This is a genomic window from Limnohabitans sp. YIMB22184 (assembly GCF_048020265.1).
In the GTDB taxonomy this organism is placed as follows: Bacteria; Pseudomonadota; Gammaproteobacteria; order Burkholderiales; family Burkholderiaceae_C; genus Limnohabitans_A.
This window is the reverse complement of the sequence record NZ_CP171843.1, coordinates 444,598-464,172: the sequence shown is the minus strand read 5'-3', so window position 1 is coordinate 464,172 and position 19,575 is coordinate 444,598. Positions and strand designations below refer to the sequence as shown.

Below are 19,575 nucleotides of genomic sequence, written 5' to 3'. Positions count from 1 at the left end.
GAGCACGGCCCCAATCAAGGCGAGCGTTGAGACTTCAGCCGGGCCAAAGTGACTTCAATCTCTTTCTTCAAGCTCGCCTGAGACATGGGTTTGGACACGTAACCATCGGCACCCGCCGCGATGAATCGCTCCTTGTCGCCCGTCATGGCATGGGCTGTGACCATCAGCACCGGGGTGCGCAAGCCGCTCCCCGCCTCGCGTGCACGCAAGGCCCGCAGCGCGGTCAGGCCATCCATCACGGGCATCATCACATCCATCAAGACCACGTCAAAGCGCTCTTGTGCCAACCGATCCAGCGCCTGCTGGCCATCTGGGGCCACCGCATACCGGTAGCCCATGCGCTGCAGCATGATCTCGGCGAGCTTGCGGTTGATTTCATGGTCTTCCACCAGAAGCACCGAACACGTCATGCCATGGGCATCGACCGGTTGCGACGCCGACGGTTTGACAGGTGCAAGCAACTGCATGCTGGATGGCTCCACCTTTCGCACAGGTAAGGTGGCCACAAAGGTGGCGCCCTCTCCCGGCCGACCTTCGGCCGTGATGTAGCCCCCCATCAGCTGCAACAGGCTGCGCGTGATGGCCAGCCCCAGGCCGGTACCACCGAAAGAGCGTGTCACCGAACCATCGGCCTGGGTGAAGGGGCTGAACAAGGCCTCGGTGCGTTCGGGATCAAAACCGATGCCTGTGTCGATGATGCTGATGCGCAAAAGAACGGTTTTGGCATCGACGGCGGGCATGATTTCGGTTTTGACGGTGACCGCGCCTTCGTCGGTGAATTTGATGGCATTGCCGATCAGGTTGGTCAGGATCTGACGCATGCGCACCGGGTCCATCCACAGCAATTCGGGGATGTCGGGGGCGGTTTCCAAGCGTACATCGATACCCTTGGCGCGGGCCAATTGCTCCAGGGACCGGGCGGTGTGGCGCACCAGCTGCACAGGGCTGACCTCGAGCAATTCCAACTCCAGGGCTTTGGCTTCTATTTTGGAAAAGTCCAGGATTTCATTGATGATTTGCAGCAAATGGTTGGCCGAATCACGGGCCAGCACCAGATACTCCTTTTGTCGCTCGGCGTCGGCGGTGTCCAGCGCCAGCTCGGTCATGCCCACAATGCCGTTCATGGGGGTGCGAATTTCGTGGCTCATGTTGGCCAGGAATTCACCGCGCATGCGGTTGGCCTGTTCGGCCTTCTCCTTCGCCTCGACCAGCAGATCTTGCGCTCTTTGGATGGCCGTGAAATCCTGCATGACCCCAATGAAAAAATGTTCGTTGTCCAAACGGGTTTCACTGATCGTCAGGCGCACCGGGAACAAACTGCCATCGCGCCTGCGGCCCTGCACAACCCGCGGCTGGTTCATCAGCTTCTTCTCGCCCGTGCGCAGGTAACGGTCCATGTCCTGGTCGTGACGCAATCGTTCGGCCTCGGCCATCAACATGTTCACGCGCTGACCCATCAGGGCCTGCATGGGATAGTCAAATATGGCCGCCGTGGCATCGTTGCACTGAACGATGTGGCCTTGCGCATTGGCCACCACGATCGCCTCAGGCACCGATTTGAAAATACTGTGCAGCTTGCTCTCGCTCAGCCTCAGGTGCCTCTCCACCTGTTCACGCTCGGCAATTTCCTCGCTGAGCTGACGGATGGCCACTTGCCGCTCGCTGGACAAATGGCGTGAAGTGATCAAGGCCATGCGAATGCGCTTGACCGAGAACCAGATCAACAAGAAACCCAGCAACAACAACACCAGCAAAACCACGAAAGTGCGGTTCAGCATACCGGTGCTGGCCAGCTGCCACTGCGAAACGGGCAGCGCCACCTCCAAAGCACCGCGCACATCTCCCACCCGCCAATCGGTTCGGGGTGAACCCGGGTAGCTGTTGTGACAGGCCACGCAATTGGCCAGCATCCGGTCGGCTTGTGCAAAACGCAAGACGCGGTTGCCGTTCATGATCTCTTCGCGCACAAAGGGCTGGTTGGGGTTTTCCTTCAGGTGCTGCAGGGCCTGTTTCTGGAAATCGTCCAGCGAACGCTCGGCCACACGCCAGGGAAAAGGCTGGTCGCTGTACAAGCGCACTTGGGTGCCACCATCGACCTTGGACAGGTAATGACCCAAATCGATCGTGAGCGTCGCGGGCAGTGGCAAGGCATTGTCACGCGACTGGTAATCGTGGGTGACAGCCATGCCGCCCTTCACAGCCCGGGGCACCAATTCCTGGGTGTAGAAGTTGCGAAATTGCGTGACCGAAGCGGCGTGGGCTTGGGCGCTCTCGGCAGCGTACTGCTGCACCATCGCCTCGCTCGACTGGTAGGTGTAGACCACCACCCAAAGCCCCATGGCGATCAACACGCCACCCAGACACTCCATGGGCCAGCGCAGCAGCACCTGGCGAATCCAGCAGATCAAACGTTGGGGGGCATTCACTTTGTATCCTGATGACAAAGTGAATCATAGCAACGAATACCTAAGTTTTATAAAAAAGTGGGCGCCGGTACTGATGCGCCCAGCCAAGACCGCCCGGTGGGCCAGTCGGCCCACGCACTCAAGTGTCTTTGCTGACCTTGATGGTCGGGAACTTGGACGAGAAGTCCTTGGCCTTGGCCGCGATCTTGACCGCCACCTGGCGGGCCACGGCCTTGTAGATCTGGGCCACTTCGCCATCGGGGTCGTAGACCACGGTGGGCTTGCCGCTGTCGGCCTGCAAGCGAATTTGCATGTCCAGCGGCAGTGCGCCCAGGTAGTCCATGCCGTATTCGGCAGCCATTTTTTTGCCGCCATCTGCGCCAAAAATGTGTTCCACATGGCCGCAGTTCGTGCACACGTGCACCGCCATGTTTTCTACCAAGCCCAAGATCGGCACGCCGACTTTCTCGAACATCTTCACGCCTTTTTTGGCGTCCAAGAGGGCAATGTCCTGCGGGGTGGTGACGATCACCGCACCCGTCATGGGCACGCGCTGGCTGAGCGTCAGCTGGATGTCACCGGTTCCGGGCGGCATGTCGACGATCAAGTAATCGAGTTCTTTCCAATTGGTCTGGCGCAGCAGCTGCTCCAGCGCCTGCGTGGCCATGGGGCCACGCCAGATCATGGCCTCGTCGGCATTCACCAGAAAACCGATCGACATGACCTGTACGCCGTAGTTCTCCAGCGGCTCCATGGTCTGGCCGTCTTCGCTCTCGGGGCGCCCTTCGATGCCCATCATCATCGGCTGGCTGGGGCCGTAGATGTCGGCGTCGAGCAGGCCCACTTTGGCGCCCTCTGCGGCCAGCGCCAGCGCCAGGTTCACGGCGGTGGTGCTTTTGCCCACGCCGCCCTTGCCCGAGGCCACGGCCACGATGTTTTTCACCTGCGGCAACAGGGCCACACCGCGCTGGGCGGCGTGCGCCGTGATCTTGCTGGTCACATTGGCCGAGACATTGGCCACGCCCGCCACGCCTTTGGCGGCAGCAATCAAGGCCTGGCGCAGGGTCGGGATCTGGCTCTTGGCCGGGTAGCCCAGCTCGACATCAAAGGACACATCACCGCCTTCGACTTGCAGGTTTTTCAGGACTTTGGTGGAAACGAAATCTTTGCCCGTGTTGGGGTCAATGACGGCTTGCAGAGCCTGGAGGAGTTGTTCGGTGGTCGCCATGGTCACTTTCTAGAATGGGCCGGAGTTTACCGACAAGACAGCCCACACACCCTAAAATCACCGATTCCCCCTACAAACTGTCCCACCATGTCTGCCCATAACGGTCTTCAAGAAGCGCCCCGCCAACTCTTCGTCACCACCGCCCTGCCCTACGCCAACGGCAACTTCCACATCGGCCACATCATGGAATACATCCAGGCCGACATTTGGGTGCGGTTCCAACGCATGCAGGGCAGCCAGGTCAACTTTGTGGGTGCGGACGACACCCACGGCGCACCCATCATGATCGCCGCTGAAAAAGCGGGCAAGACGCCCCAGCAGTTCGTGGCCGACATCGCCGCGGGCCGCAAGCCTTACCTGGACGGTTTTCACATCCAGTTCGACAACTGGCACAGCACCGACGCGCCCGAAAACCACGAGCTGGCCCGCCAGATTTACCGTGACCTGCGCGACATTTCGGCAGCCGACGGCGGCTCGCTGATCGAAGTGCGCTCTGTGGAGCAGTTCTTTGACCCGCAAAAGAACATGTTCTTGCCCGACCGCTTCATCAAAGGCGAGTGCCCCAAGTGCCACGCCAAAGACCAGTACGGCGACAACTGCGAGAGCTGCGGCGCGGTCTACGCACCCACCGACCTGATCAACCCCTTCTCGGCCCTGTCGGGTGCCAAGCCCGAGCTCAAAACCTCGGAACACTTCTTTTTCAAGCTGTCCGACCCGCGCTGCGTCGACTTTTTGAGCCAGTGGACACAAGACGGCAAGCTGCAGCCCGAGGTGGCCAACAAGGTCAAAGAGTGGTTCAGCGTGCGCACCAACCCCGACGGCACAACCAGCGAAGGCCTGGGCGACTGGGACATCTCGCGCGACGCGCCCTACTTCGGCATCGAAATTCCGGATGCACCAGGCAAGTACTTTTATGTGTGGCTCGACGCGCCCGTGGGTTATTTGGCGTCGCTTAAAAACCTGCTGGACAAACGCGGCGAAAGTTACGACGCCTACATGGCCAACCCGAATCTGGAGCAGATCCACTTCATCGGCAAGGACATCGTCACCTTCCACACCCTGTTCTGGCCTGCCATGCTGCACTTTTCGGGCCGCAAGACGCCGAACAAAGTCAACGTGCACGGCTTCCTGACGGTGAACAACGGCGAGAAGATGAGCAAGAGCCGGGGCACGGGCCTCGACCCGCTCAAGTACTTGAGCCTGGGCATGAACCCCGAGTGGCTGCGCTATTACCTGGCCGCCAAGCTGTCGGCGCGCAACGAAGACATCGACTTCAACGCCGAAGACTTCATGGCGCGGGTCAACAGCGATTTGATCGGCAAGTTCGTCAACATCGCTTCGCGCTCGGCCGGCTTCATTGCCAAGCGCTTTGACGGCCAACTGGGCACGGTGAGCGCCGACGGCCAGGCCCTGCTGGCCGCACTGCAAAGCGCCACGCCCGGCATCGCCGCCTTGTACGAAGAGCGCGAATACGCCAAGGCCCTGCGCGAGGTCATGCTGCTGGCCGACAAGGTCAACGCCTACGTGGACCAGAACAAACCTTGGGAATTGGCCAAACAAGAAGGCCAAGAGGCGCGTCTGCACGACGCCTGCACCGCCTGCATCGAAGCCTTCCGCCTGCTCACGCTGCAACTCAAGCCGGTGCTGCCCGCACTGGCCGCGCAGGTCGAGGCCTTCCTGAACGTCGCGCCCTTCTCCTTTGCCAGTGCCCAAAGCCTGCTGGGCGCGGGCCACCGCATCAACGCCTACCAGCACCTGATGCAGCGCGTCACCCCCGAGCAACTCGACGCCCTGTTCGAGCCACCCGCCGTGGTCGAAGAAAAAGTCATTCCCGGCGGCGAGGAAATCGCTCCGACGATCGGCATCGACGACTTTGCCAAAGTGGACTTGCGCATCGCCCAGATCGTCAACTGCGAACCGGTGGAAGGCTCGGTCAAGCTGTTGCGCCTGACGCTGGATGTGGGCGAAGGTCGCACACGGAATGTGTTTTCCGGCATCGCCAGCATGTACAAGCCCGAAGACCTGATTGGCAAACTCACCGTGATGGTGGCCAACCTGGCCCCACGCAAGATGAAGTTTGGTGTGTCCGAGGGCATGGTGCTGGCCGCCAGCCACGCCGACGACAAAACCGATGCCGGCATTTATGTGCTGCAGCCTTGGCCCGGCGCCCAAGCCGGCATGCGGATCCACTGACCGACACCGCCCGCAAAAACGCTGCCCATGTTCCCCCTGATCCGCGGATGGACCGATGTGCAGCGCAGCCCCGAGGCCAATCTGCGCCTGGGGCTGGTGCTCACCTTTGTGGCCGGGGCCACCAACGCAGGCGGCTTCTTGGCCGTGGGCAGCTACACCTCGCACATGACCGGCATCGTGTCTTCGGTGGCCGATGACCTGGTGCTTGGCCGCGTGAGCCTGGCGCTCGCAGGCGTGGTCTGCCTGATGGCCTTTGTGGCGGGGGCCATGTGCACCGCCATCCTGGTCAATTGGGGCCTGCGCCAGCAGCTGCGCAGCAGCTACAGCCTGCCGCTCTTGCTGGAATCGGCGGCCTTGCTGGTGTTTGGGCTGTTTGGCGCGGCCATCGCCGCCTGGTCGCAGCTGTTTGTGCCGGTCACGGTGGTGTTGCTGTGTTTCATCATGGGGCTGCAAAACGCGGTCATCACCAAAATCTCTAAGGCTGAAATCCGCACCACCCACATCACCGGGCTGGTGACCGATCTGGGCATTGAGCTGGGCAAATGGCTGTACATCAACCGCCTGCACGAAGTGCCCTTGGTGCGTGCGAACCGCGAGCGCGTGAAAATTCAGGCCAGCTTGGTGCTGGCATTTCTTCTGGGTGGACTCGTGGGCGCACTCGGTTTCAAAGAGGCCGGTTATGTGACCACGGTGCCTTTGGCGGCGCTGCTGTGGCTGTTGAGCCTGCGCCCCTTGCTGGATGACCTGCGACAACGTGCCGCATAATTTTCAAACCCCGGCCTGAATGCCCTTTTTCTGAAACCCATGAACTGGCTGCAAGCGACCCATTTTTTCAGACCCCGATTGCTCGACAGTTTGCATGGCTACAACCGCCAACGCTTGAGCCAAGACATTGGGGCTGGCATCACTGTCGGGGTCGTGGCTTTGCCCTTGGCCATGGCCTTTGCCATCGCCTCCGGACTCAAACCCGAAGCGGGCCTGTTCACCGCCATCATCGCGGGCTTTTTGATCTCGGCGCTGGGCGGCAGCCGGGTGCAAATCGGCGGACCAGCCGGGGCCTTCATCGTCATCGTCTACGGCATCGTCGAGCGCTATGGCCTGGCGAATCTGATCCTGGCCACCGCCATGTCGGGGGTACTGCTGCTCCTGATGGGGCTGTTCCGGCTGGGCTCCTTGATCCGCTTCATCCCGGTGGCGGTGGTGATCGGTTTCACCAACGGCATCGCGGTGCTGATCATGCTGTCGCAAATCAAGGATTTGCTGGGTCTCAAAATCGTGAGCATGCCCGCTGATTTTTTTGGCATCCTGAACGCCCTTGGACACAACCTGCACAGCGCCAACCTGGCCGCATTGCTGCTGGCTTTGGCCTCCTTGTCCCTGGTGGTCGGTTGGTTGCGCATGAGCCGCCGTTTGGCCGAGACACGCTACCAAAGCATCAGCATGATTCCCGGCTCCATCATCGCGCTCGTCTTCGCCACCCTGGTCACCTGGCTGCTGAACCTGCCGGTTGACACCATTGGTAGCAAGTTTGGGGGCATTCCAGCGGCCTTGCCAAGCTTCCAGTGGCCCGCATTCAGCTGGGACAGCGCCCGCTTTTTGCTCATGCCCACGCTGACCCTGGCGCTCTTGGGCGCGATTGAATCGCTGCTGTGCGCCCGCATCGCCGACGGCATGATCGGTGACCGCCACAACCCCAACCAGGAGCTGATGGCGCAGGGTGTGGCCAACTTTGTGACGCCATTCTTTGGCGGCATGCCCGCCACCGGCACCATTGCCCGCACCGTGACCAACATCAAAAGCGGCGGCACCACCCCGATTTCGGGCATGGTGCACGCGCTGACCTTGCTGGCCGTGGTGCTGGTGGCCGCGCCCCTGGCAGGGCACGTGCCTTTGGCGGCGCTGGCGGCCATCTTGATGTTTGTGGCCTGGAACATGGGCGAGTGGCGCGAATTTTTGCACCTGCGCCAGTACCGCATGCCCTACCGCGTCACCTTGCTGGCGGTGTTTTTCCTCACCGTGGTGTTTGACCTGACGGTCGCCGTCGAGGTGGGCTTGGTCGCTGCCTGCCTCACTTTCATTTACCGCATCTCCAGCCTGAGCCGCTGCGAGCCGGTCAGCCGCCTGGACCACCCCGGCCTGGCCGGGCACGACCACGCCATCCAGGCTTGGCGGCTCTATGGCGCCTTGTTTTTCGGTGCCGTGAAGCTGGTCGAAGACATCGAAGACAAGATCAGCACCCCGGTGCTGGTGGTGGATCTCAAGAACGTGATTTACATCGACTCGTCGGGTGCCGACGCCTTGATGAACCTGATCGACACCTGCCGCAGAAAAGAGGTGCAGTTGATCGTTTGCGGTTTATTGCACCAACCCCTGGACATTGCCCGGCGCAGCGGCTTGCTGGAGCACCTGGAAGGGCGTTTGGCGCCAGATTTGCCAGCAGGCATCCAGCAGGCTGTCAGCCTGGCTGCAAGGCAAGCCCAGTAAAATCCACGGCAACACTGTTTCTCGCCTGAAAGCCCTTCATGTCCATTTTTCGCCGCCCTGACTACACGTCCGACACCACCCAGTTCATCGAGCAACTCAAGGCCCAGCGCCCCGAGCTGGAAGCCGAGCAACGCCAAGGCCGCGCACTGCTGTGGGACAAGCAGCTGAGCCGTGACGAACAACAGGCGTTCAAGAGCGCCCGCGTGGCCCAAAAGCCCTACGTCTACCAAACCCAGGCTTCCTGAACCTGGCTCTGAACGCGCAGTGGGCCAACGCCGCCCGCTGCACCGTTTGGCTGCGGCCCATCCATGACCCATCCCAGCTCGCCCACTGAATTGCCTGCATCGGCGCAGGACACACCCGCGTCCATGCCGCTGGTGGTCGACCATGTGGCCGTGGCAAGGTTGTATGGCGAGCCGCTGTTTTCCATGCCCACCGACCTGTACATCCCGCCGGATGCACTGGAGGTGTTTCTCGAGGCCTTCGAGGGGCCGCTGGACCTGCTGCTTTACTTGATCCGCAAGCAGAACTTCAACATCCTCGACATCCCGATGGCGGGTGTCACGCGCCAGTATTTGGCCTATGTCGACGAGATCCGCCAACGCAACCTGGAGCTGGCCGCCGAATACCTGCTGATGGCGGCCATGCTGATCGAGATCAAATCGCGCATGCTGCTGCCGCCCAAAAAGGTGGCCGAGGGCGAAGAAGCCGAAGACCCACGGGCCGAACTGGTGCGCCGCCTGCTCGAATACGAGCAGATGAAGCTGGCCTCTATGGAGCTGAATGCGATTCCCCAATACGGCCGCGATTTTCTGCAGGCCCAGGTTTACATCGAGCAAAGCCTGCAGCCGCGCTTTCCGGATGTGAGCATGGACGAGTTGCAAATGGCTTGGCGCGACATCCTCAAACGCGCCAACCTGGTGCAGCACCACAAGATCAGCCGCGAAGAACTGAGCGTGCGCGAACACATGAGCATCGTGCTCAAGCACCTGCAAGGCCGCAAATTCGTGGAATTTGAGAACCTCTTCGACCCCACCCTGGGCGTGCCCGTGTTGGTGGTGACCTTCATCGCCCTGCTGGAGCTGGCCAAGGAAACCCTGATCGAAATCACCCAAGCCGAAGCTTTTGCACCGATTTACGTTCGGCTGGCCTACACGCCGAACTGAAAGCCTCAGACCTTGCGCGTCAAACCGCCTCACCCCGAGGCCCGCGCCCCATCAGCACCTGAACCGCCTCGCGGGCTTGCAGACGGCCATCGAGCAAAGCCACCACTGCTTCGGTGATGGGCATGTCCACCCCCAGACTTTGGGCGCGCTGCCAAACGGTGCGGGCGCTGTAAACACCTTCGGCCACGTGGCCGAGCGAGGTCACGGCCTGCTGCAGGCTCATTCCCTGGGCCAATAACAAGCCCACTTTACGGTTGCGGCTGAGGTCACCCGTGGCCGTCAACACCAGATCGCCCAGACCCGACAGGCCCATGAAGGTCTCGGGCTTGGCGCCCAGCGCGACGCCCAGGCGGGTCATTTCGGCCAGGCCTCGGGTAATGAGGGCCGCGCGGGCATTCAGCCCCAAGTCCAGGCCATCGCACAGACCCGTGGCAATGGCCAGCACGTTTTTGACGGCGCCGCCCACTTCCACGCCGACGATGTCTTCGTTGGCGTACACACGCAGCGCCCCGCCATGGAAGGCCTTGACCAGTGCGTCGCGCACAGAGGCATGGGGGCTGGCCGCCACCAAAGCGGTGGGTTGGGTGCGGGCCACTTCTTGGGCAAAACTGGGGCCGTTCAGCGCTCCGGCCCGCAATTGGGGGGCAACTTGGGCTTGCACTTCGTGGGGCATGAGGCCCGTGCCCACTTCAAAACCCTTGCACAGCCAGGCCACAGACGCGGGCACGCCCTGCAGCGCCAGCAAGCTGCTGCGCAGGCCCGCCATGGGGGTGGCGATGATGAAGAGGTCTTCGGCACGGGCAGACCGCAGCAGTGCATCGAGCGGGCCTGACGCGATGGACAGCGCTGCAGGCAGTTCAATGCCGGGGAGGTAACGCTCGTTGCGGCGCTGCTGCAGAGCCTGGGCCTGGGCCGCGTCACGTGCATGCAAAACCACCCGGTTCGCAGGCTGGCGGCTGGCCGCAATGGCCAGCGCGGTGCCCCAGGCCCCTGCACCGATGACGGTGATCTGCATGCCGAATGCGTGAGGTTTTACTGCTGTGTGGCGGCAGCTTGGGCTTGCTGCTGCTCGTACATGGCCTGGAAGTTGATCTCGGCCAAGTGCACAGGTGGGAAGCCTGCACGGGTGATCACGTCGGCCACGTTGCCGCGCAGGTAGGGGTACACGATTTGCGGGCAAGCGATGCCCATGATCGCGCCCATCTGGTCTTCGGGCACGTTGCGGATTTCAAAGATGCCGCCTTGCTTGCACTCGACCAGGAACACGGTCTTGTCGGCGATCTTGGTGTGCACGGTGGCGGTGACACAAACTTCAAACACGCCTTCGGCCACTGGGGTGGCTTCCACGCCCAGCTGAATGTCCACGCTGGGTTGCTGCTGCTCCAGCAAGATGGCGGGCGAATTGGGCTGCTCCAGCGAAGCCTCTTTCAGGTAAACGCGCTGGATCTGGAAAACAGGGGATTGGGCTTCGGTGTTGACAGCGGTATCGGTCATGAAGTTCTCTTGAAGAAAAAATACGGGCAGTCCACAGGGGACCGCCCAAGGATGTAACAGGTCAATTATCAGCGATCAGAAACAGGCCTGGGGCGCTGCCCCACCTGTGAAAACCCCAAGGGTTTTCAGGCCGCTTGCAGCAAGGGCACCAAGCCGCCCTTGGCGTCGAGTGCCATCAGGTCGTCACAGCCGCCCACATGGGTGTCACCCACATAAATTTGCGGCACAGTGCGGCGGCCTGTGATCTGCATCATGTGGTCGCGCTGGGCGGGGTCCAGGTCGATGCGGATTTCTTCGATCTGCTCCACGCCTTTGGCTTTGAGCAACTGCTTGGCACGCACGCAGTAAGGGCAGACGGCGGTGGTGTACATCTTGACGTTTTGCATGGGGCGTTCCTTGGGTATCAGGCTTTTTCGACGGGCATGCTGGCAGCTTGCCAGGCTTTGAGGCCACCAGCCAGAGACTGCACGTTCTCAAAACCGAGTTTGCGGGCCGTGGCTGCCGCGCGGGCCGAACGGGCCCCCACCTGGCAAACCATGACCACTTGGGACGATTTGCTCTTGACGAGCTGGGCCAATTTTTCTTCCAGCTGACCCAAAGGCAGGTTTTTGGCACCGATCACATGGCCACGCGCGAATTCGTCGGGCTCGCAAACATCGATGACGATGGCTTTTTCGCGGTTCATCAGCTGCACCATGTCCTGGGGGCTGAGGCCTTGGCCTTTGTTCAAAGCAGGGAAAAGCAATGCCAGACCCGAGGCCAGGGCCACGGTGATGAGCATCCAGTTGTCGAGGAGAAATTTCACGAATCAGACCTTTGTAAACCACAAAATACCGGCCCGTCAGCGAGCCGCCAAGTCCAGATTCTAAAATGCGAGGCTTTCCCCCTGTTTTTCGCAGCCTGTGCTGCTTTGCCAACATGTACAAAATCGTCCTCATCCGCCACGGCGAATCCACCTGGAACCTTGAAAACCGCTTCACCGGCTGGACCGATGTGGACCTGACCCCCACAGGTGTGAGCCAGGCCATGTCGGCCGGCAAGCTGCTCAAGGCCGAAGGCTGGGACTTTGACCTGTGCTACACCTCGGTGCTCAAGCGCGCCATCCACACCCTTTGGTACACCCTCGACGAGATGGACCGCACCTGGCTGCCCGTGGTCAAGGACTACCGCCTGAACGAGCGCCACTATGGCGGCCTGCAGGGCCTGAACAAGGCCGACATGGCCAAGCAGTACGGCGACGAGCAGGTGCTGATCTGGCGTCGCAGCTACGACACCCCGCCACCCGCCCTGGAAGCGACCGACCCCCGTTGCGAGCGCAACGACCGCCGCTACCCTAGCCCCGATGTCGTGCCGCTGACCGAATGCCTCAAAGACACCGTGGCCCGCGTGCTGCCCGCCTGGAACGACAGCATCGCCCCCAGCATCAAGGCCGGCAAACGTGTGCTGATCGCCGCACACGGCAACTCGATCCGCGCCCTGATCAAGTACCTGGACGGCATCTCGGACCAGGACATCGTGGGTGTGAACATCCCCAACGGCATCCCCCTGGTGTACGAGCTGGACGAGAACCTCAAGCCCATTCGCCATTACTACCTGGGCGATGCCGAAGCTGCGGCCCAAGCCGCTGCCGCGGTGGCCAGCCAGGGCAAAGCCTGATTTTCGATCCGCACTGGCTTGACAGGGCATTTGCACCGGGTCAGCCGGCTCACCCTGCTGGCGGGTGTATATTGACTCGCTTCTGATTGGGAACACACAAGCACATGGGACAAAAACTCAAGATCGCGGGCTGGATCAGTGTCGGGGCACTGGCCGGTGCGCTGACCACGGTGTCACTGCAAACCGTGGCACGCGGCAACATGGCCCCTTTGCCACTGGAAGAGTTGCAGCAACTGGCCGCCGTGTTTGGCATGGTCAAAAGCGACTACGTCGAGCCTGTGGACGAGAAAAAACTGATCTCGGAAGCCATCTCCGGCATGGTGGCCAGCCTGGACCCCCACTCCCAATATTTCGACAAGAAAAGCTTCAAGGAATTCTCTGAAGGCACTTCGGGCAGGTTTGTGGGTGTGGGGATCGAGATCAGCCAGGAAGATGGCCTGGTCAAGATCGTGTCGCCCATTGAAGGCTCACCCGCCGACCGGGCCGGCCTCAAGCCCAATGACCTGATCACCAAGATCGACGACACCGCCGTCAAGGGCCTGTCGCTGAACGAGGCGGTCAAACGCATGCGCGGCGAGCCCAAAACCAAAGTGCTGCTGACGATCTTGCGCAAGTCCGAGAACCGCACCTTCCCGGTGACCATCGTGCGCGAAGAGATCAAGACCCAATCGGTCAAGTCCAAAATCGTCGAGCCGGGTTACGGCTGGATTCGCGTGTCCCAGTTCCAGGAACGCACGGTGGACGACTTTGCCCGCAAGATCGAAGAGATGTACAAGCAAGAGCCCCAGCTCAAAGGCTTGGTGCTCGACCTGCGCAATGATCCCGGGGGTCTGCTGGACGCGGCCGTGGCCTTGTCTGCCGCCTTCCTGCCTGAAAACGTCACGGTGGTCACCACCAATGGCCAGCTCGAGGAAAGCAAATTCACCTACAAAGCCACGCCCCAGTTCTGGCGTCGCAACAGCAGCAACGACCCCATCACCCGCATGACAGCGGCCACGGGTGGTGCGCTGAAAAAAGTGCCTTTGGTGGTGTTGGTCAACGAAGGCTCTGCTTCAGCCAGTGAAATCGTGGCCGGTGCGCTGCAAGACTACAAACGCGCCACCCTGATGGGCAGCCAGACCTTTGGCAAGGGCTCGGTGCAAACCGTGCGCCAACTGGGGCCGGACACCGCGCTCAAGATCACCACCGCTCGCTACTACACGCCCAATGGCCGCGCCATTCAGGCCAAAGGCATCGTGCCTGAAGTGATGCTGGACGAAACCGAAAACGGCAACGTCTTCTCGGCCTTGCGCACGCGCGAAGCCGATCTGGAAAAACACCTCTCCAACGGCAAGGAAGCCGAGGAGAAGAAAGACCCGGCCCGCGAGAAAGCCCGCGAAGAAGCGATCAAGAAGCTGGAAGAAGAATCCAAAAAGCCCGTGGCCGAACGGCGCTTGCCCGAGTTCGGCTCGGACAAGGACTTCCAGTTGATCCAGGCCTTGAACCAACTCAAAGGCCTGCCCGTCAAGGCCAGTACCACACTGGCCGAGCGCAAGATCGAAAAGAAAGAAGACTGAGCGCCATGGAAACGACCATGGACAAAGCGCATGGATGACGCGCAGCTGCTGCGCTACTCGCGGCACATCCTGCTCAATGAGTTGGGCATCGACGGCCAGGAAAAATTACTGGCCTCGCACGCCCTGATCATCGGTGCAGGCGGCCTGGGCTCTCCTGTCAGCCTGTACCTGGGCAGTGCGGGCGTGGGCCACATCACCGTCGTCGACCACGACGAGGTCGACGCCACCAACTTGCAGCGCCAGATTGCCCACACGCTGGACCGGGTGGGCCAGTCCAAAGCCGAGTCGGTGCGCACGGCCATCGCCCAGATCAACCCCGACGTTCACGTCACCCCCATCTCGCAACGGGCCGATGCGGCCCTGCTGAACACGCTGGTGGCCCAGGCCGATGTGGTGGTCGACTGTTGCGACAACTTTGAAACCCGCCAAGCCGTGAACCTGGCCTGCGTAGTGCACTGCAAACCGCTGGTCTCGGGCGCGGCCATCCGCATGGATGGGCAGGTCTCGGTGTTTGACAGCACGCAGGCCGATGCGCCCTGCTACGCCTGCATCTTCCCGCCAGAACACCAGCCCGAAGAAACCCGCTGCGCCACCATGGGCGTGTTCGCACCGCTGGTGGGCATCATCGGCACGGTGCAAGCGGCCGAAGCCCTCAAGATTTTGAGCGGCATGGGCAGCCACATGGCCGGGCGATTGCTCATGCTCGACGGCCGCGAGCTGTCGTGGACCGACATCCGCATGCAGCGCAACCCGACCTGCCCGGTGTGTGCAGCGCACCGCCAAGACTGAACAGACGCGCGCAATCCAGCATTCGGCCGCAGGGGCGGCCTCCCACAGCGGAGAAGGCCTGGAATCTTCGTGGGAGCGAGCCCCTGCTCGCGAACGCATGCCCCTTCAAAGGCCATGGCAAGTGCCATGGAATTTCCTGAACACAGGTGGCGACATGGCGGCATCGGCTGCTGCAAACAAGCCGATTTTTTGAGTCTGTGCCTGGCGCTGCAAACGGGCATAAGGCCCTTTGCCGGTCCGAAAGCGGTAAGCCCAGGCCATGCCGGTGCGCACCAGCTCGGCCCCCAGGTCCACCCCGCCCACCGACAAACGCCCCAGCTGCCGCCCATAGCTGTCCTGGCCCAGATCGAGCACCTGAACCGGCTTGCGCAAGGCCAAACGGATCATCGCGTCGCGGGCTTCGGCACCACCGGGCTGACAGATTTCGGGGGCATCGATGCCGTCCACACGCAACTTGACGGGCTCGTGCTGCCCGTCACGCACCAGCAAGACGGTGTCCCCATCCATGACCCAGCTGACCCAGCCTGTCCAGGTTTCGGCGGCATGAATGGCACAGGGCGCCAGACCCATCGTCAACGCCAGCAACCACCGAAGCCCAAGACTCATGCCACGTCCTTGCCGCGCTGGCCCTGCCTGCGGTTGGCTTTGGGCAGGTCGGGGCTGCGCTCGGCCAGCAAGGCTTGGGCGCGCACTTGCAAACGCGCCAGCGCTTCATCCAATTGGACCGCTTCCTCGGGCTGCAACACCGACAGGATCTGGCTGTTGATGGCCTGAACCTGGGGCATCAAGGCTTCGTAGAGTTGCCGGCCCGCCGGGGTCAGACCGACCAGGGCGCTGCGGCGGTCATGGGCCGGGATGGTGCGCAAGACCAGGTGTTTGGCCACCAAAGCAGTCAGGGTCCGCGAGGTGCGGGCGCGGTCGCGGTGCATGCGCTCGGCCAGCACCGAAGGGGGCAGGCTGCCACCCTCGTACAGCTGAGCAATCACGGCCCACTCGCGCCGCGTGATGCCATGACCGCCTTCGCACAGGCGCACCACCATGGCGCCGCCCACGCTCGCCAAACGACCCAACCTGTACAAAAGCAGGTCCTCAATCGAAGCCAGGCGTTGAGACGGGGACAAGGGCATCAGGGTTTTCTCGGGGTTTGATTGATTAGATCAATTGTCAGTCAGAGCACTACATTCTGTCTTGCGTTTTCAACAGGGGACAGCCGAGCCCCGCCTATTCGGAGACTTTCATGCCATCAACCCACCGCCCAATCACCCGCCGCCTGCTGGGGCTGGCCGCCCTGTCTTTGGCCATGCTTTCGCCCGGATTGCAGGCACAAGACAAACCACCGCTCAAGATCATGGTGGGTTTTCCACCGGGTGGCTCTGCCGATATCCTGGCCCGCATGGTGGCCGACGCCCTGCGGGAGGACTTTGGCACCATCGTCGTGGACAACAAGCCCGGCGCAGGCGGGCGCATCGCGCTCAACGCCGTCAAGGCGGCCAAGCCCGATGGCCAGACCGTGATCGTCTTGCCCAGCGGTCCCATGGTGCTGTTTCCGCACGTCTATAAAAAACTCGACTACGACCCGGTGAAAGACTTCACCCCCGTCTCGCAAATCGCCCGCTTCCAGTTTGGCGTGGTCTCCGGCCCCGCCAGCAACGCGAAGAACGTGGCCGACATGGTGGCCAAAGCCAAGAGCGACCCAGGCAATGCCAGCTATGGCACGCCCGGCGCGGGCACCTTGCCCCACTTCATGGGCGTGCTGATGGAGCAATCGGCCGGCATCAGCCTGAACCATGTGCCTTTCCAGGGCGGTGCACCCGCCAACAACGCCTTGCTCGGTGGCCACATCGGCTACAAATTTGACGTGGTGTCCGAGACCGCCGAAATGCACCGGGCGGGCAAGGTCCGCATCATCGCCGTCACCGGCAGCCAGCGCGACCCGCAAGTGCCTGAAGTGCCGACCCTCAAGGAGTCGGGTGTGAACATGGAGGCCACGGCCTGGTTTGCCATGTATGGCCCCGCAGGCCTGACAGGCGATGCCCTTGCACGCCTGGAAAAAGCCATGATGAAGATCACCCGCAGCGCGGCCATGAAAGACAAAATGGTCAAGCTGGGCTACGAGCCGATTGGCTCCACATCGGCCGAGCTGGCTGCCGCGCAAAAAACCGATCTGGCCCGCTGGGAAAAACCCATCAAGGCCACGGGCGTGCAACTGGACTGATGCATCGGCTGTTTCCCCCCGCCCCAGCTGCTGCGGCAGCTGGGCATCCACTTCCTTCAATTCCCATGAACATCTCCAATCCCATTTGGCGCACCGCGCTGTGTTTAGCTTTGGCCGCTTACGCCTGGACAACTCCTGCATCGGCCCAAAGCTACCCCAACAAACCCATCAAATTCGTCACCAACTTCCCGGCAGGCGGCCCGGCTGACTTTCTGGCCCGCAGTGTGGGGGAGTTCATCACCAGCCAGACCAAACAGCCTGTGGTGGTGGAAAACAAGCCCGGGGCAGGCGGTAACATCGGCGCTGACTTTGTGGCCAAAAGCCCGGCCGATGGCTACACCGTGCTGTTCGGCATCGACACCACCTTCACGGTCAACCCCTACATCTACAAAAACATGGCCTTCAAGCCCGCTGACCTGCGGCCCATCATGGTCATGGTCTCTTCGGGCTTGCTGGTGGGGGCGCACCCCAGCACCGGCTTCAAAACGCTCAAAGACCTGATCGCCCAGGGCAAAGGCAAGGGCCTGAACTTCAGCAGCGCAGGCAGCGGTAGCCCCGGCCACCTGGCCGCCGAAATCTTCATGGACGCGGCGAACATCAAGATCCAGCATGTGCCCTACAAAGGCAACACCCCGGCCGTCACGGCCGTGCTGGCGGGCGAGGTGGATGCAGGCGTGCTGGCCACACCGGGCATGCTGCCGCACGTCAAAACCGGCAAGATCACTGCGCTAGCCGTGACCAGCCGCCAGCGTTCCCGCTCGGCCCCCGAGATCCCCACCGTGGCCGAACTCGGCCTGAAGGACCTGGAACTCGAAGTGCTCTACGTGGCCATGGTGCCCGCCGCCACGCCCGAGCCTGTGGTGCAACTGTTGCAAAAAGCCTTCACCGACGCCTTGAAGCGCCCTGACACACAAGGCCAGCTGGCGGGCATGGACTTGTTCTACGAAGGCCTGATCGGTCCGGACGCCGTCAAACGCCTGAGCGATCAGTCGCAGCGTTATGGCCGCGTGGTCAAGTCCACGGGCATGAAAGTCGATTGATTCTCCACATGACGACCCCGATGCCCCAACGCCCCAACATCATCTTCATCGTGGCCGACGACCTCGGCTTTGCCGATCTCGGCTGCTACGGCGGCCGCGACGCGAAGTTTGGCAAGGTCTCGCCGGTGCTCGACCAACTCGCTGCCAACGGCCTCAAGTTCACGCAGGGCTACTCCAACTCGCCGGTGTGCTCGCCCACCCGCTTTGCGCTGATGACCGCCCGCTACCAGTACCGCCTGCGTGGCGGGGCCGACGAGCCCATCAACAGCAAGAGCAAAGGCAGTGCCGTGCTGGGCCTGCCGCCCGCGCACCCCACACTGCCCTCGCTGCTGAAAGCCAGCGGCTACCGCACGGCCCTGATCGGCAAATGGCACCTGGGCTACCCGCCCCACTTCAGCCCCATCAAGTCGGGCTACGAAGAATTCTTTGGCCCCATGTCGGGCGGTGTGGACTACTTCACCCATGCCAGCAACAACGGCACGCACGACCTCTACAGCAACGAAGAAGAAAAGCACGAAGACGGCTACCTGACCGACCTGCTCTCGCAGCGTGCAGTCGACTACGTGAACCGCATGGCACACGGCGCTGCCCAGGGCACGCCCTTCTTTTTGAGCCTGCACTACACCGCACCGCACTGGCCTTGGGAAACCCGCGAAGACCACGCGCTAGCCCAAGAAGTCAAGGACAACCTGTTCCACCTGCACGGCGGCAACATCCACACCTACCACCGCATGATCCACCACATGGACGAAGGCATTGGCTGGGTGGTGGACGCGCTGAAGAAAAACGGACAGCTCGACAACACCCTGATCGTCTTCACCAGCGACAACGGCGGCGAGCGTTTCAGCGACAACTGGCCGCTGGTGGGCGGCAAGATGGACCTGACCGAAGGCGGCATCCGCGTGCCGTGGATCGCGCACTGGCCTGCCGTCATCGCGCCCGGCGGCACATCCACCCAGCACTGCATGACCATGGACTGGTCGGCCACCATGGTGGAGTTGGCCGGCACCCAGGCCGATGCCGCCCATCCGTTTGATGGCGTGTCACTGGCCCCCGTGCTGCGCGACGCCAAGCACCAGTTCGAGCGGCCCCTGTACTGGCGCATGAACCACCGCGGCCAACGCGCCCTGCGCATGGGTCACTACAAATACCTGCGGGTGGACGGCAACGACTACCTGTTTAACATCCCGGCCGACGAGCGCGAGCGTGCCAATTTGGCCAAGCGCGAACCTGCCCGTTTGGACGCCATGCGCACCGCATGGGAAGCCTGGGATGCCACTGTGCCTGCCATCCCCGAAGACGCCACCATCAGCCTGGGTTATTCCTACAAAGACATGCCCCAGCGCTGA

At 62.0% G+C, this 19,575-nt stretch carries 19 protein-coding genes; 11 read left to right on the top strand and 8 right to left on the bottom strand.

The features are described 5' to 3' along the window. Nucleotides 1–14: 14 nt before the first annotated feature. On the bottom strand, nucleotides 15–2,426 hold the full coding sequence (locus tag ACHEXL_RS02170) for a response regulator (protein WP_416560418.1): 2,412 nt from the start codon (nucleotides 2,424–2,426) through the stop codon (nucleotides 15–17). Nucleotides 2,427–2,544: 118 nt separating this feature from the next. Then, a complete protein-coding gene (gene apbC / locus ACHEXL_RS02165; protein ID WP_416560417.1) occupies nucleotides 2,545–3,633 on the bottom strand; it encodes an iron-sulfur cluster carrier protein ApbC in 1,089 nt (362 codons plus the stop codon). Nucleotides 3,634–3,720: 87 nt separating this feature from the next. Here apbC and metG point away from each other — a divergent pair, with 87 nt between their 5' ends. The 5 genes from metG to ACHEXL_RS02140 all read left to right on the top strand — a co-directional run bounded on the left by metG (nucleotide 3,721) and on the right by ACHEXL_RS02140 (nucleotide 9,476). Then, nucleotides 3,721–5,826 (top strand): methionine--tRNA ligase, encoded by a 2,106-nt coding sequence (gene metG, locus ACHEXL_RS02160; protein WP_416560416.1) that lies wholly within the window; start codon nucleotides 3,721–3,723, stop codon nucleotides 5,824–5,826. Nucleotides 5,827–5,853: 27 nt separating this feature from the next. Then, nucleotides 5,854–6,591: a YoaK family protein gene (locus ACHEXL_RS02155; RefSeq protein WP_416560415.1), complete on the top strand. Its 738-nt coding sequence runs from the start codon at nucleotides 5,854–5,856 to the stop codon at nucleotides 6,589–6,591. Between the two features lie 39 nt (nucleotides 6,592–6,630). After that, on the top strand, nucleotides 6,631–8,310 hold the full coding sequence (locus ACHEXL_RS02150; RefSeq protein ID WP_416560414.1) for a SulP family inorganic anion transporter: 1,680 nt from the start codon (nucleotides 6,631–6,633) through the stop codon (nucleotides 8,308–8,310). 38 nt (nucleotides 8,311–8,348) lie between these two features. Next, complete coding sequence (locus ACHEXL_RS02145) at nucleotides 8,349–8,555, top strand: DUF3460 family protein (protein ID WP_108427602.1); 207 nt, start codon at nucleotides 8,349–8,351, stop codon at nucleotides 8,553–8,555. A 63-nt stretch (nucleotides 8,556–8,618) separates the two neighbouring features. Continuing rightward, a complete protein-coding gene (locus ACHEXL_RS02140) occupies nucleotides 8,619–9,476 on the top strand; it encodes a segregation and condensation protein A (protein ID WP_416560413.1) in 858 nt (285 codons plus the stop codon). Nucleotides 9,477–9,495: 19 nt separating this feature from the next. Here ACHEXL_RS02140 and ACHEXL_RS02135 read toward each other — a convergent pair whose 3' ends face one another. The 4 genes from ACHEXL_RS02135 to ACHEXL_RS02120 form a co-directional block, all read right to left on the bottom strand. Further along, entirely contained in the window at nucleotides 9,496–10,491 is a 996-nt protein-coding gene (locus ACHEXL_RS02135) for an NAD(P)H-dependent glycerol-3-phosphate dehydrogenase (RefSeq protein WP_416560412.1), read from the bottom strand. Between the two features lie 17 nt (nucleotides 10,492–10,508). Next, nucleotides 10,509–10,970, bottom strand: a complete 462-nt coding sequence (gene secB, locus ACHEXL_RS02130) for a protein-export chaperone SecB (protein ID WP_108286004.1) — start codon at nucleotides 10,968–10,970, stop codon at nucleotides 10,509–10,511. Nucleotides 10,971–11,095: 125 nt separating this feature from the next. Next, the gene (gene grxC / locus ACHEXL_RS02125; RefSeq protein WP_090043552.1) at nucleotides 11,096–11,356 is read right to left on the bottom strand and encodes a glutaredoxin 3; all 261 of its coding nucleotides are present in this window, start codon (nucleotides 11,354–11,356) and stop codon (nucleotides 11,096–11,098) included. 17 nt (nucleotides 11,357–11,373) lie between these two features. Continuing rightward, nucleotides 11,374–11,775 (bottom strand): rhodanese-like domain-containing protein, encoded by a 402-nt coding sequence (locus ACHEXL_RS02120; RefSeq protein ID WP_416560411.1) that lies wholly within the window; start codon nucleotides 11,773–11,775, stop codon nucleotides 11,374–11,376. Nucleotides 11,776–11,888: 113 nt separating this feature from the next. Here ACHEXL_RS02120 and gpmA point away from each other — a divergent pair, with 113 nt between their 5' ends. The 3 genes from gpmA to ACHEXL_RS02105 all read left to right on the top strand — a co-directional run bounded on the left by gpmA (nucleotide 11,889) and on the right by ACHEXL_RS02105 (nucleotide 14,971). Continuing rightward, nucleotides 11,889–12,626, top strand: coding sequence for a 2,3-diphosphoglycerate-dependent phosphoglycerate mutase (gene gpmA / locus ACHEXL_RS02115; RefSeq protein WP_416560410.1), 738 nt, complete (start codon nucleotides 11,889–11,891; stop codon nucleotides 12,624–12,626). 104 nt (nucleotides 12,627–12,730) lie between these two features. Then, complete coding sequence (locus ACHEXL_RS02110; protein WP_416560409.1) at nucleotides 12,731–14,182, top strand: S41 family peptidase; 1,452 nt, start codon at nucleotides 12,731–12,733, stop codon at nucleotides 14,180–14,182. A gap of 30 nt (nucleotides 14,183–14,212) precedes the next feature. Beyond that, nucleotides 14,213–14,971: a HesA/MoeB/ThiF family protein gene (locus ACHEXL_RS02105; protein ID WP_416560408.1), complete on the top strand. Its 759-nt coding sequence runs from the start codon at nucleotides 14,213–14,215 to the stop codon at nucleotides 14,969–14,971. A gap of 105 nt (nucleotides 14,972–15,076) precedes the next feature. Here ACHEXL_RS02105 and ACHEXL_RS02100 read toward each other — a convergent pair whose 3' ends face one another. After that, nucleotides 15,077–15,577 (bottom strand): thermonuclease family protein, encoded by a 501-nt coding sequence (locus ACHEXL_RS02100; protein WP_416560407.1) that lies wholly within the window; start codon nucleotides 15,575–15,577, stop codon nucleotides 15,077–15,079. Further along, nucleotides 15,574–16,098 (bottom strand): MarR family winged helix-turn-helix transcriptional regulator, encoded by a 525-nt coding sequence (locus ACHEXL_RS02095; protein ID WP_416560406.1) that lies wholly within the window; start codon nucleotides 16,096–16,098, stop codon nucleotides 15,574–15,576. Before ACHEXL_RS02095 ends, ACHEXL_RS02100 begins: the two co-directional genes overlap by 4 nt. Nucleotides 16,099–16,208: 110 nt before the next feature. Here ACHEXL_RS02095 and ACHEXL_RS02090 point away from each other — a divergent pair, with 110 nt between their 5' ends. The 3 genes from ACHEXL_RS02090 to ACHEXL_RS02080 all read left to right on the top strand — a co-directional run bounded on the left by ACHEXL_RS02090 (nucleotide 16,209) and on the right by ACHEXL_RS02080 (nucleotide 19,575). Next, nucleotides 16,209–17,186, top strand: coding sequence for a Bug family tripartite tricarboxylate transporter substrate binding protein (locus ACHEXL_RS02090; protein WP_416560405.1), 978 nt, complete (start codon nucleotides 16,209–16,211; stop codon nucleotides 17,184–17,186). Nucleotides 17,187–17,251: 65 nt separating this feature from the next. Then, complete coding sequence (locus ACHEXL_RS02085) at nucleotides 17,252–18,226, top strand: Bug family tripartite tricarboxylate transporter substrate binding protein (protein WP_416560404.1); 975 nt, start codon at nucleotides 17,252–17,254, stop codon at nucleotides 18,224–18,226. An 8-nt stretch (nucleotides 18,227–18,234) separates the two neighbouring features. Then, the gene (locus ACHEXL_RS02080) at nucleotides 18,235–19,575 is read left to right on the top strand and encodes a sulfatase family protein (RefSeq protein WP_416560403.1); all 1,341 of its coding nucleotides are present in this window, start codon (nucleotides 18,235–18,237) and stop codon (nucleotides 19,573–19,575) included.